The 17150-nt window shown below is 41.0% G+C and carries 16 protein-coding genes; all 16 read right to left on the bottom strand.

What is annotated here, in order from left to right; all coding sequences use genetic code 11:
- Positions 1-122: 122 nt before the first annotated feature.
- Complete coding sequence (gene rpoB / locus EDC51_RS05310) at positions 123-4151, bottom strand: DNA-directed RNA polymerase subunit beta (RefSeq protein ID WP_025290060.1); 4029 nt, start codon at positions 4149-4151, stop codon at positions 123-125.
- A gap of 398 nt (positions 4152-4549) precedes the next feature.
- Positions 4550-4918, bottom strand: coding sequence for a 50S ribosomal protein L7/L12 (gene rplL, locus EDC51_RS05305; RefSeq protein WP_005818237.1), 369 nt, complete (start codon positions 4916-4918; stop codon positions 4550-4552).
- A gap of 55 nt (positions 4919-4973) precedes the next feature.
- A complete protein-coding gene (rplJ, locus tag EDC51_RS05300) occupies positions 4974-5465 on the bottom strand; it encodes a 50S ribosomal protein L10 (RefSeq protein ID WP_015433609.1) in 492 nt (163 codons plus the stop codon).
- Between the two features lie 271 nt (positions 5466-5736).
- Positions 5737-6426: a 50S ribosomal protein L1 gene (gene rplA / locus EDC51_RS05295; RefSeq protein WP_131928371.1), complete on the bottom strand. Its 690-nt coding sequence runs from the start codon at positions 6424-6426 to the stop codon at positions 5737-5739.
- Positions 6427-6430: 4 nt separating this feature from the next.
- Complete coding sequence (rplK, locus tag EDC51_RS05290; RefSeq protein ID WP_015433611.1) at positions 6431-6859, bottom strand: 50S ribosomal protein L11; 429 nt, start codon at positions 6857-6859, stop codon at positions 6431-6433.
- A gap of 208 nt (positions 6860-7067) precedes the next feature.
- Positions 7068-7637: a transcription termination/antitermination protein NusG gene (gene nusG, locus EDC51_RS05285; protein ID WP_015433612.1), complete on the bottom strand. Its 570-nt coding sequence runs from the start codon at positions 7635-7637 to the stop codon at positions 7068-7070.
- Positions 7638-7639: 2 nt separating this feature from the next.
- Positions 7640-8050 (bottom strand): preprotein translocase subunit SecE, encoded by a 411-nt coding sequence (gene secE, locus EDC51_RS05280; RefSeq protein ID WP_015433613.1) that lies wholly within the window; start codon positions 8048-8050, stop codon positions 7640-7642.
- A 120-nt stretch (positions 8051-8170) separates the two neighbouring features.
- Positions 8171-9421, bottom strand: a complete 1251-nt coding sequence (gene lysA, locus EDC51_RS05275; RefSeq protein WP_131928370.1) for a diaminopimelate decarboxylase — start codon at positions 9419-9421, stop codon at positions 8171-8173.
- A 93-nt stretch (positions 9422-9514) separates the two neighbouring features.
- Entirely contained in the window at positions 9515-9625 is a 111-nt protein-coding gene (gene lptM / locus EDC51_RS05270) for an LPS translocon maturation chaperone LptM (protein ID WP_081601349.1), read from the bottom strand.
- Between the two features lie 116 nt (positions 9626-9741).
- Complete coding sequence (locus tag EDC51_RS05265) at positions 9742-9945, bottom strand: glycine zipper 2TM domain-containing protein (RefSeq protein WP_025266661.1); 204 nt, start codon at positions 9943-9945, stop codon at positions 9742-9744.
- A gap of 146 nt (positions 9946-10091) precedes the next feature.
- Positions 10092-12164, bottom strand: a complete 2073-nt coding sequence (locus EDC51_RS05260; protein WP_131928369.1) for a UDP-glucose:protein N-beta-glucosyltransferase — start codon at positions 12162-12164, stop codon at positions 10092-10094.
- A gap of 23 nt (positions 12165-12187) precedes the next feature.
- Positions 12188-13519: a 30S ribosomal protein S12 methylthiotransferase RimO gene (gene rimO, locus EDC51_RS05255; protein WP_015433618.1), complete on the bottom strand. Its 1332-nt coding sequence runs from the start codon at positions 13517-13519 to the stop codon at positions 12188-12190.
- Between the two features lie 257 nt (positions 13520-13776).
- Positions 13777-14469: a 5'-methylthioadenosine/S-adenosylhomocysteine nucleosidase gene (mtnN, locus tag EDC51_RS05250; RefSeq protein WP_125134427.1), complete on the bottom strand. Its 693-nt coding sequence runs from the start codon at positions 14467-14469 to the stop codon at positions 13777-13779.
- Complete coding sequence (locus tag EDC51_RS05245; protein ID WP_025290064.1) at positions 14466-15167, bottom strand: thioredoxin domain-containing protein; 702 nt, start codon at positions 15165-15167, stop codon at positions 14466-14468. Before EDC51_RS05245 ends, mtnN begins: the two co-directional genes overlap by 4 nt.
- A gap of 66 nt (positions 15168-15233) precedes the next feature.
- Entirely contained in the window at positions 15234-16559 is a 1326-nt protein-coding gene (gene hslU / locus EDC51_RS05240) for an HslU--HslV peptidase ATPase subunit (protein ID WP_185735036.1), read from the bottom strand.
- Between the two features lie 69 nt (positions 16560-16628).
- Positions 16629-17150, bottom strand: a complete 522-nt coding sequence (hslV, locus tag EDC51_RS05235) for an ATP-dependent protease subunit HslV (protein WP_015433623.1) — start codon at positions 17148-17150, stop codon at positions 16629-16631.

The raw sequence follows: 17150 nt of genomic DNA, 5'->3' as shown, positions 1-17150 counted from the left end.
GTCTTTCTTATTCGTGCTTTTCGTGCGTTTAATTACTTATTTTCTCCGTAATTTACTTCTGTCAAATCTCCCCCCACCCCTCTTTTCTAAAGAGGGGAGTTTGATCGAGGGAAAATCAACTATTACGCCTCATCCAACTCCATATCGATACCCAGTGCACGGATCTCTTTGGTAATTACGTTGAATGATTCTGGCATTCCCGGTTCCATATAGTGTGTACCGTCCACGATGTTTTTATACATCTTCGTACGACCGTTCACGTCATCGGATTTCACTGTTAGCATTTCTTGTAAGGTATAAGCTGCACCGTATGCTTCTAATGCCCAAACCTCCATCTCACCAAAACGCTGACCACCGAACTGTGCTTTACCACCCAGTGGTTGTTGGGTAACAAGGCTATAAGAACCTGTTGAACGTGCGTGCATTTTGTCATCAACTAAGTGGTTCAATTTGAGCATATACATATAACCTACGGTTACAGGACGCTCGAATTTCTCACCTGTACGACCATCGTAAAGGGTGATCTGACCTGAAGTTGGTAAGCCACCTAGCTCCAATAAGCCTTTAATTTCGCTTTCATGTGCACCGTCAAACACTGGCGTTGCAAGTGGTAAACCTTTACGTAAATTTTGTGCTAAGCGTAACACTTCTTCATCAGAGAATGTGCTTAAATCTACAGATTGTGCACCGTGACCTAAATCGTACGCTTTTTGGATATATTCACGCAGTTTCGCCACTTCTTGTTGCTGTTTGATCATCTTGTCGATTTGATCACCGATACCACGAGCCGCTAAGCCTAGGTGGGTTTCTAAGATCTGACCGATGTTCATACGAGATGGTACGCCCAGTGGGTTCAATACGATTTCAACTGGCTGACCGTTTTCATCGTATGGCATATCTTCAACTGGGTTGATTTTCGAGATAACACCTTTGTTACCGTGACGACCTGCCATTTTATCACCCGGTTGAATTTGGCGTTTCACCGCGAGGTAAACTTTCACCACTTTCATCACACCCGGTGCTAAATCATCGCCTTGAATGATCTTATTGCGTTTAATTTCTAATTTACGCTCAAACTCTTTGCGTAATTCTTCGTGCTGTTCCGCAAGTTGTTCAAGTTGGTTTTGTTTCGCTTCGTCATCTAAGGTTTGTTCTAACCATTTTTCACGAGGTAAGCTATCTAATACCGATTCTTGTACGCCACCTTCAATCAATAAGTTACGAACACGGGTAAATAAACCTGCTTCTAAGATCTCTAACTCTTCGGTTAAGTCTTTTTTCGCTTCACGCAACTGCATCTCTTCGATGTCTTTCGCACGTTTATCTTTCTCTACGCCATCACGAGTAAAGACTTGAACGTCGATAACTGTACCTGAAGTGCCGTTTGGTACACGCAGTGAGCTATCTTTTACGTCGGACGCTTTCTCACCGAAGATAGCACGAAGTAATTTTTCTTCTGGGGTTAATTGTGTTTCGCCTTTTGGCGTTACTTTACCCACTAAGATGTCGCCACCTTTTACTTCCGCACCAATATAAACGATACCAGATTCATCAAGTTTGCTTAATGCAGCTTCACCTACGTTTGGAATGTCGGCGGTAATTTCTTCCGCACCCAGTTTGGTGTCACGCGCCACACAAGAGAGTTCTTGAATGTGAATTGTGGTAAAGCGGTCTTCTTGCACCACACGCTCAGAAACCAACATGGAGTCTTCGAAGTTATAACCATTCCATGGCATGAAGGCAACACGGATATTTTGACCTAATGCTAATTCACCTAAATCGGTTGAAGGGCCGTCTGCAAGGATTTCGCCACGCTCCACAGGTTCACCCAATTTCACACAAGGAATTTGGTTGATACAGGTGTTTTGGTTAGAACGGGTGTATTTGATTAAGTTATAAATATCAATACCCGCTTCGCCTGCAACGGTTTCATCTTCGTTTACTTTCACTACGATACGAGATGCATCAACGTATTGGATAGTACCACCACGTTTTGCCACCACCGCAACACCAGAGTCGAGTGCGATTGGTTTTTCCATACCTGTACCGACTAATGGTTTGTCCGCACGCAATGTTGGAACTGCCTGACGTTGCATGTTCGCTCCCATCAACGCACGGTTCGCATCGTCGTGCTCAAGGAATGGAATTAACGCAGCTGCAACAGAAACAACCTGCTGGGTTGAAACGTCCATATAGTGAATTTCTTCTGGACGGTATAAACCAGATTCACCGTGTTCACCACGACAGGTCACATAAGTATCAGTAAAGCGGAAATTCTCATCTAAGTTTGAGTTCGCCTGTGCGATAACGTAGTTACCTTCTTCAATCGCAGATAAATACTCGATCTCTTCGGTTACTTGACCATTTACCACTTTACGGAATGGGGTTTCTAAGAAACCGTAGTTGTTAGTACGTGCGTAAACAGAAAGTGAGTTGATCAAACCGATGTTCGGACCTTCAGGGGTTTCAATTGGACATAAACGACCATAGTGAGTGGTGTGTACGTCACGTACTTCAAAGCCTGCGCGTTCACGAGTTAAACCACCCGGACCTAATGCTGAAATACGACGTTTGTGCGTTACTTCTGAAAGCGGGTTGTTTTGGTCCATAAATTGCGAAAGTTGTGATGAACCAAAGAACTCTTTTACTGCCGCAGAAATTGGTTTCGCATTGATTAAATCTTGTGGGGTTACGCCGTCTAAGTCGCCTAATGAAAGACGTTCACGTACCGCACGCTCAACACGCACTAAACCAATACGGAATTGGTTTTCAGCCATTTCACCCACGCTGCGGATACGACGGTTACCTAAGTGGTCGATATCGTCCACTTCGCCACGACCGTTACGGATTTCGATCAATTTTTTCATCACGCCGATGATGTCATCATGGCTTAAAATGCCAGTACCCACGCCTTCAGGAATGTCTAAAGAGCGGTTGAACTTCATACGACCTACCGCGGATAAATCATAGCGGTCGGTTGAGAAGAACATATTGTCAAATAAGCCTTCTGCCGCTTCTTTTGTTGGTGGTTCACCTGGACGCATCATACGGTAGATTTCCACTAACGCACTTAAACGGTCGTAAGTTGGATCAATGCGTAAGGTTTCAGAAATGTATGCACCGTGATCTAAATCATTAGTGAATAACACTTCGATTTGGTTGTAACCTGCTTGAGCTAGTTTCGCTAATAACTCAAGGGAGATTTCCATATTCGCAGGGCAAACGATCTCACCAGTTTCTAAATCAATATAATCTTTTGCTGTGACTTTACCTACGATGTACTCAGTTGGCACAACGATTTGAGTAATATTATCTTTTTCTAATGCTTTGATATGGCGTGCTGTGATACGACGACCACTTTCAACATAGACTTTGCCGTTTGCTTCAATATCGAACGCTGCAGTTTCACCACGCAGACGTTCTGGTACTAAGGTCATCAGTAGTTGGTTATCGCTGATTTCAAACAACACTTTATCGAAGAAGAGATTTAAAATTTCTTCAGTAGTGTAACCTAAAGCACGCAAAATAATGGTGGCAGGTAACTTACGACGACGGTCAATACGTGCGTATAAGTTATCTTTTGGATCGAACTCAAAATCTAACCAAGAACCACGGTAAGGAATAATACGCGCGTTATAAAGCACTTTTCCTGAAGCGTGAGTTTTACCTTTGTCTGAATCGAAGAATACACCTGGACTACGATGTAATTGCGAAACGATAACACGCTCTGTACCGTTGATCACGAATGTACCGTTATCGGTCATTAATGGGATTTCGCCCATATAAACGCTTTGTTCTTTAATATCTTTTACTGTGCCAGCAGCAGCTTCACGGTCGAAAGACACCAAACGAAGTTTTACACGTAATGGAGCAGCATAGGTTGTGCCACGAATTTGACATTCACGCACATCAAATGCGGGCTCACCTAATTCATAAGAAACATATTGCAGTTCAGTTGCGCCGTTTTGGCTCACAATTGGAAACACAGAACGGAATGCCGCTTCTAAACCTTGTTGTCCTTCTGGATCTCTTTGGATAAATTTATCGAAAGAATCGAGCTGAATGGTTAATAAATAAGGTACGTTCAGAACTTGTGGGCGTTTACCAAAGCTCTTACGAATACGCTTTTTCTCGGAATATGAGTATGCCATTTTGAGATAGCCTCTGATTTTTTATGGTTGAGATAATTACAATTCTGCACAGACTTCAGCAGAAGTGGCATTAAAAAATAAGGATACGGGATTGTCGTTTTCCGAACAGGGATCAGGGGTCAAAAATCACTACCGCACTGGCGTTTGTTCAGGAAGGATAGCGGTTTAAAATTTGCATTTTTTTACAAAAAGTAGCCGCTTGTATTGATTTCATCATTTAACAAAAAATTTTAACAAATGTTATCTGCAGATTAACACTCATCAAAAAATCACTTTGAAATCAATCAATTAGGCAAGATTAAAACGACTCAAATCTAACCTAAAGTTTAAAGCACAAAAGGCAGGCGGAAAATCCACCTGCCGTTTAGCTTTCAAAGCTAGAAAAGTATCATCAAAAATTATTTGATTTCTACTTTCGCACCAGCTTCTTCTAATTCTTTTTTGAGTGCTTCAGCTTCAGCTTTAGAGATGCCTTCTTTTAAGTTAGCTGGAGCAGATTCAACTAAGTCTTTAGCTTCTTTTAAGCCTAAGCCAGTTGCACCACGTACTGCTTTGATTACAGCAACTTTGTTCGCACCTGCGTCTGCTAATACTACGTCAAATTCAGTTTTCTCTTCTGCTGCCGCAGCGCCTGCTGCTGGAGCTGCTGCTACTGCTGCCGCTGCTGAAACACCGAATTTTTCTTCCATCGCAGTGATTAATTCAACGATTTCAGATACTGATTTAGAAGCAATCGCTTCAATGATTTGTTCGTTAGTTAATGACATAACAATCGATTCCTAAAATAAATAAAGTTAAACGAATAAAGAAGAGCGCTCAAAATTAAGCTGCTGCTTCCATTTGGTCGCGTAATGCTGCAAGAGTGCGAACAAGTTTTCCTGCCGCAGCTTCTTTCATTGTGCCCATTAAACGTGCAATTGCTTCTTCGTAAGTCGGTAACGTTGCTAAGAATGCAACATCTTGTGTTTTACCTTCAAAGGCTGCACCTTTAATTTCAAACTCTTTGTTTGTTTTCGCAAATTCAGTGAACAAACGTGCTGCTGCACCTGGGTGTTCAGTTGAGAATGCGATAAGAGTAGGACCAGTAAACGTATCGGTTAAGCACTCGAATTCAGTGCCTTCTACCGCACGACGTAATAAAGTATTACGTACAACGCGCATAGAAACGCCCGCTTCGCGAGCTGCTTTACGTAACTCAGTCATTTTTTCTACAGTAACACCACGAGAATCCGCAACTACCGCAGAAAGTGCACCTTTGGCAGCTTCATTTACTTCAGCAACAATCGCTTGTTTGTCTTGAAGATTTAATGCCATTGGTTTAGCTCCTGATACACTCCACTTGCGTGGAATTTACAAAAAACCCCAAAAATAGAACCGCTTACACGATAATTTTTGAGCCTAAGGTGTCCAGAAGCAGAAAATTCTGTCTGTTCACCATCTACGTAGGTTTAATTAAGAAATCTAGATATGATTTCGCCTACGGTCTTGGACGGGGCTTGAGAGGCAAGCACCATCATTGGCTTTTCAGCCAAAAAGAACTGCGGATTATATAGACAACCCACAGTCTTGTAAAGTTTTACATCAATTATAGTGTTGATTGATCAACCGCAACACCTGCACCCATAGTGGTAGAGATGCTTACTTTCTTGATGAAGATACCTTTTGCAGTAGTTGGTTTAGCTTTGTTTAATGCCGCTAATAACGCAACGAGGTTCTCTTTTAATTGCTCTGGTGCAAAGTCTGCTTTACCGATAGTGGTATGAATAATACCGTTTTTATCATTGCGGTAACGGATCTGACCAGATTTTGCATTTTTAACTGCTTCAGCAACATTTGGAGTAACGGTGCCTACTTTCGGGTTTGGCATTAAGCCACGTGGGCCTAATACTTGACCTAACTGACCAACCACACGCATTGCATCTGGAGAAGCGATAACAACGTCAAAGTTCATTTCGCCTTTTTTCACTAATTCAGCTAAGTCTTCCATACCAACTAAATCTGCACCCGCTGCTTTTGCTGCTTCTACGTTAGCACCTTGAGTGAAAACAGCAACACGAGCAGTACGACCAGTACCGTGTGGTAATACAGTTGCACCACGTACGTTTTGGTCAGATTTACGAGGGTCAATACCTAAGTTTACTGCTACATCTACGCTTTCAACGAATTTAGCGGTTGCAAATTGTTTTAATACTGCGATTGCTTCGTTGATCTCATAAGCTTTAGTAGAATCTACGCCAGCTTTAATTGCTTTCATTTTTTTAGTCAATTTAGCCATTGTATTATTCCTCTACGATTAAGCCCATTGAACGAGCAGTACCAGCGATTGATTTCATTTTGGTTTCAATAGTTGCACCAGTCATATCCGCTGCTTTAGTTTCAGCGATTTGACGGATTTGATCTAAAGTTACTTTACCAACTTTATCTTTGTTTGGCTTACCAGAACCTGATTTGATACCTGCAGCTTTTTTCAATAATACTGCTGCTGGTGGAGTTTTGGTCACGAAAGTGAAAGAACGGTCTGCGTAAACAGTGATAACAACAGGAATTGGTAAACCTTTTTCTAAGCTCTCAGTACGAGCGTTGAATGCTTTACAGAATTCCATAATGTTCACACCTTGTTGACCTAATGCAGGACCAACTGGTGGTGATGGGTTAGCCATACCCGCTGCTACTTGCAGTTTAACGTAGGCTTGTACTTTTTTTGCCATTTTAAAGTTTCCTTTGTTGTGGGTGATAACGCTAATTACTTAGCTCCCCTGTGGTTTTTACATAAAAATACGAGCCAATAGGCTCGTAAGGAACGCGATTATAGAGAGATTATGATCGTTTTTCAAGCACATTTTCGTTTTTGTAAGAAATTCCCCAAAACTTACCGCTTACTTAAAACAAAAGGCGGAAATACCCGCCTTTGAAATATTAAGACTGTTTTTCAACCTGATTAAATTCAAGCTCAACAGGGGTTGCACGGCCGAAAATAGAAACCGAGACTTTGAGTCTGCCTTTTTCGTAATCCACTTCCTCAACCGTACCAGTAAAGTCAGCAAACGGTCCCTCAGTAACACGTACAATTTCACCCGCTTGGAATTCTTTACGGTGACGTGGTTTATCTGCGGTTTCTTGCACGCGGTTTAAGATACGATCAGCCTCTTTCTGTGTAATTGGTGCAGGCTTATCTGCAGTACCACCGATAAAGCCCATTACACGTGGCACGCTTTTCACCAAATGCCAAGTTTCATCATTCATTTCCATTTGAACTAATACGTAACCAGGAAAGAATTTACGCTCAGTTTTACGGCGGCGACCAGCCACATTTTCTACCACTTCTTCCGTAGGAACAAGCACTTCACCAAATTGGTCTTCCATTTTATGCAATTTGATGTATTCACGCAGTGTCATCGCAACACGGGCTTCAAAGCCAGAAAACGCTTGTAACACATACCAACGCATTCTTGTTGGCTCTTTTACTTCTAGTTCTGTTTCGCTCATCTTTAGAATCTCAAATTAGTTAGGAAGTTGATTACTGCAACGATAATAGAATCGATACCCCAAAGTGCTAACGCCACAACAAGGCACATTGCACCAACAATCAATGTCGTTTGTGTCGCCTCTTGACGTTTCGGCCAAATGATTTTACGCAACTCTTGGCGTGAATCTTTCATAAAACCAATCGCTTTTTGCCCCTGATTGGTCAATGCTGCAAACACAACTGCACCAACAAGCAACACGACTAATAAGAGTACACGAACAATTAACGAAAAGTGTGTTGCAAAATATGCATTACCGATAGCTGCAACGGAAAATAGTACGATCGCAATCGCCCATAATACGCCATTTAGCCCTTTACTTTTTACGCCTTTCTCAACTGTTTCGGCGTTTTTATTTTGAATTTCTTTTGCCATAGCTAACCTAAAAAATATAAAAAATGAACGTTCGAATTTTTTAAAGCGTGGAATTCTAGCATTTGTAGGGATTTCTTTCTATGCTTTTCGAAAGTTTTTCAAGAATTTCCCATTTAGCATTTATGGCAATAATCTCTCTAAACGCCATAAATCGGCAAACTCTGCCCGCTGTTTAATTAAATGGGCATCTGCACCATCCACCATAACCTCCACGGCCTGTGGACGGCTGTTGTAAGTTGAAGACATTGTTGCGCCATAAGCACCAGCAGAACGCACGGCAATTAAATCGCCTTCAGCGATCATCAGTTCACGCTGTTTACCTAAGAAATCCGAGGTTTCACAGATTGGCCCAACGACATCGTACACCGCTTTTTCTCGGTTAAGTGATAAATCAACTTCAATAATTTGCATATAAGCTTCGTATAAAGCAGGGCGAATCATATCATTCATACCAGTATCGACAATGGCAAAATTACGATCTTCATTCTCTTTTAGGTATTCGACTTTAGTCACCAAAATCCCAGCATTTGCTGTAATCGCTCGCCCTGGTTCTAAAATGATTTCTAAATTTGGATAATCCTTTAATTTTGCCAGCAATGCTGTTGCATATTCGCTTGGATGCGGAGGAGTTTCATTGGTATAAGGCACACCTAATCCCCCTCCCAAGTCTAGGTGATGTAGCTCAATACCGTCCTCTTTTAATTGTTCCATTAATATGATTAAACGATCTGTCGCATCTAAAAACGGTTGTAACTCGGTTAATTGTGAACCAATATGGCAATCCATTCCTACGATTTGCACATTCGGCAAGGTTTTAGCTAAACGATAGACATCACGCGCAACATCAACACTTACGCCAAATTTATTCTCTTTTAAACCAGTGGAAATATAGGGGTGAGTATGCGCATCAACATCAGGATTCACACGCAAAGAGATTGGGGCTGTTTTTCCTATTTCACCGGCAACTTGGTTAATACGATGTAATTCAGCAATACTTTCCACATTAAAACAACGAATACCAACTTCTAACGCACGTTGTATTTCGCTATGCGATTTTGCTACGCCAGAAAACACTACTTTGCCGGCATCTCCACCTGCAGCAAGTACCCTTTCTAATTCACCTTGTGAAACAATATCAAAGCCTGAACCAAGCCTAGCCATCACATTTAATAACGCAATATTAGAGTTTGATTTCACCGCAAAGCAGATTAAGTGAGGATGATTGCCTAACGCGTTGTTAAAGGCATGCCAATGGCGCTCAAGGGTTGCACGAGAGTAAATATAGGCTGGCGAACCATATTGTTCAATAATGTCTGCCACAGCAACTTCTTCTGCAAAAAGTTGTTGGTTTTTGTAGTTAAAATAATCCATAAATGTTCCACGTTGTGTTTGTTAGCAAAAACAAGCGGTCGATTTTGCAAAAAATTTTGCAAAACTTTCCAAAAAATAAACCGCTTGTTAGGGTTAATGAATATGAGTTTGTTCACTTTCTGCAGGGAAATAGAGGGGCCCTTTTACGCCACATGCTGTTAATCCCAAGAGAGAAATGAGAGCTATCAGGAGAATTTTTTTCATTTTGTAGTCCTTGAACAAATAAGCGTAAATTCTACCGAAGAACAGCTCAGAATGCACGAGCAGAAAACAAAAAGCCGCTTGAATTTAGATTCAAGCGGCTAGACATTACATTGGATTTATTTACCAATTTGGCTACCAATTACGCCACCTAACGCGGCGCCACCTAAGGTTGCTCCCGTGGATTCACCAATCACATGCCCTGCTGCTGCACCAACGGCAACACCAATTGCGGTATTTTTTTGCGTCTCACTCATACCAGAACAAGCTGCTAGGGTGGCAGCTACAGATAATACAGCGATTGTTTTTACAAATTTTTGCATAAAAATTTCCTCAATATTTTTTTGTGAGTGCGTCAAAATGGATAACGCAGCAACTAAGAGCTAAAAAAACACAATAAGTTCGCCTCCAAAAACAGAGTGATTTATTTTTAAGCAAAAAGAGCCGCGTTATACGGCTCTTTCACGCCTTATGCTTTTTTCTTTGACGTCTTTGCTGCGTCTTTCGCTGAGCTTGTTTTTTTCTTCTCCGTTTTACTTTTAGTTTTTGTACTTTCTTTTGGCTGTGCTGATTTCTTTACTGTCACTTTTACTGTTTTCTTCGCAGCCGTTTTTGCACTTTTCGTTACTTTTTTACCCGATGACTGTGCAAAAGCAAAATCACTAACATCAATGTTATGCAATCCTGCCCACTCATTAAGTTTTTGTACAAAAACTTGTCCCATTGGTTTTGGATCCCCCGTAAACAGGGTTTGCAACCCATTATTTTCAATAATATGACGACGTAAAGCCAAACGCTCAGCATGATTTTCTGCTAAACGTACAGCTCGTTCAACATACTCATCAACCGTATTCGCAATCAACCACTCAGGCAAACCTAAACGCTTAAATAAACCTTCATCAATATGTTCATGCACTTCTGGCCCTGTTTTGCAGATACCGACTAAACCTAGAGTGACCATATCAATAATGCCGTTTGTATTCCCAAATGGGAATGGATTAACCAACATATCGCAGTTATGTAAAATCTGCATATATTGGTGATAAGGTGAGTGCGGATGTGCTGTTGCTGAATCGCCTAAATGACTCTTAATAAAGCGTTCAACGTAAGGATGAGTAATCCCACTAGACTGTCCCAAAGCAAAATGGAAATGTACTTTTACTTTAGCGCGATCTCGGATAGCTTTCAGCGCATCTAAGAAATATGGGTTTAATTTCATTGTCGTTGAGGCAATACCAATGTTCACAACCTCCGGATTCTCTCGTAAGCGATACTCAACAGAAGCAGGGGCTAAAGCAGATGGTACGTAAGGTAAAGCATCTTTTGGTAGGCGTAATAATTTCTCACTAAAACATGCTTCTGACCCCACATAATCATCTTCTACCACAACATATTCAATAAATTCTGAATGTGTTGTACCTGGGTGCCCTAATGCAATTGCTTGGATTGGCGCAAGGCGGGTATTGCTAGCAAAGATTGTAGTGAGATCCATACCAATACTTGGCATATAGAAAATAGCCGCACCATATTCTTCACATAAACGTTTAACAAAACTTAATTTTTCAAAGATTGTATTCCCTTCCACCAATCTAAAGTCGTCAAACACTTCTTGCCCCGCTTTATCTACAGCCGAACCACCAATACCAATTAAGTGGAAATGTTCACGTGCCGCTCGCATAGAAGTTGAGTGTGTACGGTAAATTGAATGCGCTGAATGGAAATGTTCTAACAGCACCACCATAACAGGTTTGCTGTTTGTTTTACCAATTTTGCTGATATCACGATCAACCCAGCCGCTTGTTACCAAATGACGACGCATTACTTGGTTCAAAGCGCGTTTAACATCATGTTTATTCGCAGCAACATCATAACTACAATGCATGTACACATCATGTGAAATGCTAGATGGTAAATTATCTAAATTTGGCAATTGTGCTAATTTTTCTGGGAACCACTGCAAAATCGCTCCCCGCTTACCAAACGCTTCTTTTGTCCCAATAAAGCGCGGAGACTGCAATGCAAAACACATTGAAGCACATAGGGTCGGATTTAATTGCCAAATCGCATCTAAATTTAATGAGATATTTGATTCTGGCAGATACATAATGCAGAATTTCACTAAGTCATTTGGATTAGCCGACAAATGTACGCTATTTGGATTACTCTTATCTGGGTTACGATTATATACCTGTAAGATATGATCGGAATTTATATATGGAGAGCAGGCAAACAATAACGCAATCCAACGTTGGTATGAAAAGAAGCGAACAGCTCCCCCTACAGTTAATGATAAGCTCTCATCACTAAATAACTCAGTGATTAAATCTGCCATTCTCGTTGAGAAATAGATTGTTTTTTCCTTTGATAAATTTGGATTATTTAATTGCTCTGGACAATTGAATTCAATACCATTGATACCACCAAAATTACTGTCAATTTGGGACAAGATATCTAATAACTCATTACATGCAGACTCATACTGCTTTGCTTTAACCGCTTGTTCAAAACGGATTACGCTTGGTGTTTTTTGCTCTTGCGACATATTTTTCCCCTTTACGTTAAAAATTAACAGGTTCCCCACAGATCATATTCATCTGCATTGGTAATTTTGACCGAAATAATCTGACCGACCGCAACATCTGTTCCTGAGAGATTATCTACATATACGACACCATCAATTTCTGGTGCATCAGCTTGTGAGCGCCCAATAATGCCTTCTTCATCAATTTCATCCACAATGACTTGCAAGGTTTTTCCCACTTTGGCTTGCAGGCGAGCAGCTGAAATCTCTTGTTGCAACGCCATAAAACGATGGAAACGAGCTTCCTTCACCTCTTCTGGCACTTGATCCGGCATATCCGTTGCCACTGCACCATCTACTGGACTAAATTTAAAACAGCCCACACGATCAAGCTGCGCTTCTTTTAAGAAATCCAACAACATTTGGAAATCTTCCTCTGTTTCCCCAGGAAAACCAACAATGAAAGTAGAACGCAACGTCAATTCAGGACAAATCTCACGCCACTTTTTAATACGTTCTAATGTACGCTCTATACTCCCTGGGCGTTTCATTGCTTTAAGAATTTTTGGACTAGCGTGTTGCAATGGAATATCTAAATACGGCAGAATTTTCCCTTCTGCCATAAGAGGAATTAAATCATCTACATGCGGATAAGGATAAACATAATGCAAACGTACCCAAACGCCAAGAGAGCCGAGCTTTTCACATAACGTCCCCAAATCGTTTTTAATTGGCATACCGTTCCAAAATACGGTTTTGGCAGAATTTTCTTTCTTCTTATCCAAGGCATAAGCTGATGTGTCTTGTGAAACCACCAAAATTTCTTTTACGCCTGCATCAACAAGGCGTTTCGCCTCATCTAACACTTGCACGATAGAACGACTATCTAAGTCGCCACGCATTGATGGGATAATACAGAAGGTACAACGATGATCACAGCCCTCTGAAATTTTCAGATAAGCATAGTGTTTCGGTGTGAGTTTAATGCCTTGTTTCGGCACAAGACTAGTGTAAGGGTTATATTCTGGTTTTGGCACATATTTATGTACGTGCTGCATGACAGCTTCGTAGCTGTGCGGGCCTGTGATTTCCAACACCTGTGGATGAACCTCACGAATTTGGTTCTCTTTTGCTCCCAAACAACCTGTTACAATAACTTTGCCGTTATTTTCTAAGGCTTCACCTATACTTTCCAGTGATTCTTGTACTGCGCTATCAATAAAACCACAAGTATTTACAATGACTAAATCCGCGCCTTCATAGGTGGGGATAATGTTATAACCATCCGAGCGCAATTCCGTTAAAATTCGTTCGGAGTCCACTAAATTTTTCGGGCAACCAAGGCTCACAAAGCCGATATTCGGTGCTGAACTCATAAAAATCCTAAAAAATAAAAATAGGTAATGACATAAAACACCCCATTCATAACAATGGGAAAAATAGAGGGGAATTGTACAGAATTTAAAGACAAAAAACGACCGACAAGCGGTTTATTTCAGCAAGAATTTTGCAAATTTTGTAAAGAAATAGACCGCTTGTCGTGAAAAGCGAGGGAATGAATGTAAAGAAACCTTTAACGATACCAATAAGGGACGTTTTTAATTTGTGATAAATCTCTCTCTTGCTCGCAAACTTATTGCAAATTTTTTAGCATAGAAAGCACAATTTGAGACGATTTCTCAGCCGCTAATGGTAAAAACTCATCAAAAGAAAGATGAGATTCTTTGTCGGCAACATCCGAAATTGCGCGTACTACCACAAATGGTAAATCAAAAGCGTGGCAAACTTGTGCAATAGCAGCTGCCTCCATTTCTACTGCAGCAACTTGCGGGAAATGTTGGCGAATTTGGGCGATACTTTCCGCACCATTAATAAATTGATCACCACTGCAAATTAAACCTAATACTGCATTTAAGCCTGCTTTCTCTGTCTCTGAAGCGGCCAAGTCAATAAGTTCACGATCAGCAATGAATGCCGCAGGGTTAGCAGGCAATTGTCCTTTTTCATAACCAAATGCCGTTACATCAACATCGTGATGGCGAACTTCACTTGAAATAACAATATCACCTACATTTAAGCGGCTATCCAAGCCACCTGCAGAACCCGTGTTGATCACCATTTCAGGCTTGGCAATTTGCAACAAAAGTGTGGTGCCTACCGCTGCCGCTACCTTACCAATTCCGGATTGCAATAGTGCCACATTAGCCCCATTGATTTTGCCTTCATAAATTTTACAACCTGCAATCTCAATTGTGCGAGGATCATCCATCTTACTTAATAAAATTTCAACTTCTTGTGCCATCGCACCGATAATGCCTATCTTCATTTATTGTCCTTTTGAGTCATTTGTTTATCTTGCTTAGGTGCCACATAGCCTAGCACCGCAGGGTTATTTTGGTTATCAAATAGATGATCAAGTACGGCATAAGTATAATCATCATTAAATAGTGTGCTATTTACTAGTACATATTTACCATTGATACTAACAAAAGGTGCTGTGATTGGTCTATACTTTCGATAATATTCTGTATATTCATCAAGTTTGGCTTTTACCTGTTCAGACCGAAGCAACTGCTTAAAACTAGCAATATCCACTTGATGTCGCTCAAGCCATTTTTCAATCGCTTTTTCACTTTCAACTAGGCTAGCTTCCCCTTTTTTACCTTCACTTTCAAAAAGATAAAGATCACTTAACTCCGGTCTTCCTAATACTTCAAAAGCCGCATGCAATCGAGCCACAAAAATTTTGCCATTTTTGAAATAAGGATAACGTACTAACTCGATCTTTTCAGGATGATACTTAGCATATTGCTTGAGATAATCATCTGCTATCACACAGCTGGCACAGTCATAATCAAAGAAAGAAACGACTTTAAGCTTGCCATTAGGCAATATTTCCTCATCAACAGCTTGGCGATAAGTAAAAAAACCTTTGCCATCGTAAAATAATGGTGCAGTTTCATTCGCCCAAAGCTTGCTATTTAAAGCGACAACAAGCAATAAAAAAAGTTGTTTAAATTTCATAAGCTACTAGACAAACAGTGCATCTTGCAAAATTTTCAGCAAAATGCACCGCTTGTTTAATTTAAATTACAAGATAAAACGGCTTAAATCTTCGTTTTCAACCACTTCACCTAAGGCTTCGTCCACATATTTTTCATCAATCGTGATTTTCTCGCCTTTACGTTCGCTAGCATCAAAGGAAATGCCGTCCATTAAGCGTTCAAGCACGGTGTGTAAACGTCTTGCCCCGATATTTTCGGTTTTTTCGTTCACACGGAATGCACTTTCAGCAATGCGGCTAATACCATCTTGGGTAAACTCAATCTCAACCCCTTCGGTTTTCATTAGCTCACGATATTGTAAGGTTAAAGAGGCATTAGGCTCGGTTAAAATACGCTCAAAGTCCTCTTTGGTGAGTGATTTGAGTTCCACACGAATCGGCAAACGCCCTTGTAATTCAGGCAGTAAATCCGATGGACGAGCCACTTGGAATGCCCCCGAGCAGATAAAGAGAATATGATCGGTTTTGACCATACCGTGCTTCGTGCTTACCGTAGAACCTTCAATAATTGGCAGTAAATCACGTTGCACCCCTTCACGAGACACATCGCCACCACTGTGTTCACCTTTTTTACAGATTTTATCAATCTCATCAATAAAGACGATACCATGTTGTTCTACGGCTTCAATCGCTTCTTGTTTGAGATCATCAGGATTAACCAATTTTGCTGCTTCTTCATCAATCAACACTTTCAACGCATCTTTGATTTTCATTTTGCGTTTTTTGGTTTTATTTGGCGACATTCCCTCAAAAATAGATTGCAACTGTGAAGTCATCTCTTCCATTCCTGGTGGGGTCATAATTTCTACCGAAACCTGCTGTGCCACATCAATTTCCACTTCTTTATCATCAAGCTGACCTTCACGCAATTTTTTGCGGAAAATTTGACGAGTAGAAGCGTTATCGCTTTCTTGCACATTGCCCCACTGATCTTTGGCAGGCGGCAATAAAATATCTAAAATGCGATCTTCGGCGGCTTCTTCGGCACGGAAACGATTTTTTTCAACCGCTTGGGCTTTAACTAATTTCACCGCTACATCGGTTAAATCACGGATAATCGAATCTACTTCTTTACCCACATAGCCCACTTCGGTAAATTTAGTGGCTTCTACTTTGATAAATGGCGCATTCGCCAATTTTGCCAAACGGCGAGCGATTTCGGTTTTACCCACACCTGTCGGGCCAATCATTAAAATGTTTTTTGGCGTAACTTCTTGACGTAGATCTTCGGGTAACTGCATTCTTCTCCAACGATTACGCAGGGCAATTGCCACTGCACGTTTTGCATCTTTTTGTCCAATAATATGGGCGTCTAATTCTGAGACGATTTCACGAGGGGTCATTGACATAATTATTCCTAAAATTCTTTTATTTTTAATTCATTGTTACCCCTTCCCCATCGGAGAGAAGGGAAAATATCACTACACTTCTTCAATCACATGATTATGATTGCTGTAAATATCAATATCGCCCGCAATTTTTAACGCTTCAGCGACGATTTCTTTGGCGGATAAATTATTTTCGGTGCGAAGCAGGGCAAGTGCTGCCGCTTTGGCATAATTACCGCCCGAGCCAATGGCTAATACATCTTGCTCAGGCTCAATCACATCGCCCGAACCTGACACGAGCAAAAATTCACTCTCATTTGCCACAATCATCATTGCCTCAAGTCGTCTAAGCGAGCGTTCGGTACGCCACTCTTTGGCAAGCTCTACGGCAGCACGCACTAAGTGCCCTTGATGCAGTTCTAATTTTTTCTCAAATAGATCACGTAAAATAAACGCATCGGCGGTTGAGCCCGCAAAACCTGTTACCACTTTGTCTTTATATAAACGGCGAACTTTACGCACGGTGCCTTTCTCAATGCAATTACCAAGCGTTGCCTGACCATCACCACCGATAGCGACTTTACCATCTTTACGCACACAAACTATCGTTGTCAT

The sequence above is a fragment of the Bibersteinia trehalosi genome (genome assembly GCF_004346205.1).
Lineage (GTDB): Bacteria > Pseudomonadota > Gammaproteobacteria > Enterobacterales > Pasteurellaceae > Bibersteinia > Bibersteinia trehalosi.
The sequence above is the reverse complement of the archived record's forward strand: the minus strand, read 5'-3'. Positions and strand labels throughout refer to the sequence as shown.

Coding starts and splice junctions, on each gene's coding strand:
- rplK (WP_015433611.1), bottom strand. CDS start 6,859: ATGGCAAAAAAAGTACAAGCCTACGTTAAACTGCAAGTAGCAGCGGGT.
- EDC51_RS05265 (WP_025266661.1), bottom strand. CDS start 9,945: ATGCAAAAATTTGTAAAAACAATCGCTGTATTATCTGTAGCTGCCACC.
- lysA (WP_131928370.1), bottom strand. CDS start 9,421: ATGGATTATTTTAACTACAAAAACCAACAACTTTTTGCAGAAGAAGTT.
- EDC51_RS05260 (WP_131928369.1), bottom strand. CDS start 12,164: ATGTCGCAAGAGCAAAAAACACCAAGCGTAATCCGTTTTGAACAAGCG.
- hslV (WP_015433623.1), bottom strand. CDS start 17,150: ATGACAACGATAGTTTGTGTGCGTAAAGATGGTAAAGTCGCTATCGGT.
- secE (WP_015433613.1), bottom strand. CDS start 8,050: ATGGCAAAAGAAATTCAAAATAAAAACGCCGAAACAGTTGAGAAAGGC.
- rplL (WP_005818237.1), bottom strand. CDS start 4,918: ATGTCATTAACTAACGAACAAATCATTGAAGCGATTGCTTCTAAATCA.
- lptM (WP_081601349.1), bottom strand. CDS start 9,625: ATGAAAAAAATTCTCCTGATAGCTCTCATTTCTCTCTTGGGATTAACA.
- nusG (WP_015433612.1), bottom strand. CDS start 7,637: ATGAGCGAAACAGAACTAGAAGTAAAAGAGCCAACAAGAATGCGTTGG.
- EDC51_RS05245 (WP_025290064.1), bottom strand. CDS start 15,167: ATGAAATTTAAACAACTTTTTTTATTGCTTGTTGTCGCTTTAAATAGC.
- rimO (WP_015433618.1), bottom strand. CDS start 13,519: ATGAGTTCAGCACCGAATATCGGCTTTGTGAGCCTTGGTTGCCCGAAA.
- rplJ (WP_015433609.1), bottom strand. CDS start 5,465: ATGGCATTAAATCTTCAAGACAAACAAGCGATTGTTGCTGAAGTAAAT.
- rpoB (WP_025290060.1), bottom strand. CDS start 4,151: ATGGCATACTCATATTCCGAGAAAAAGCGTATTCGTAAGAGCTTTGGT.
- rplA (WP_131928371.1), bottom strand. CDS start 6,426: ATGGCTAAATTGACTAAAAAAATGAAAGCAATTAAAGCTGGCGTAGAT.
- mtnN (WP_125134427.1), bottom strand. CDS start 14,469: ATGAAGATAGGCATTATCGGTGCGATGGCACAAGAAGTTGAAATTTTA.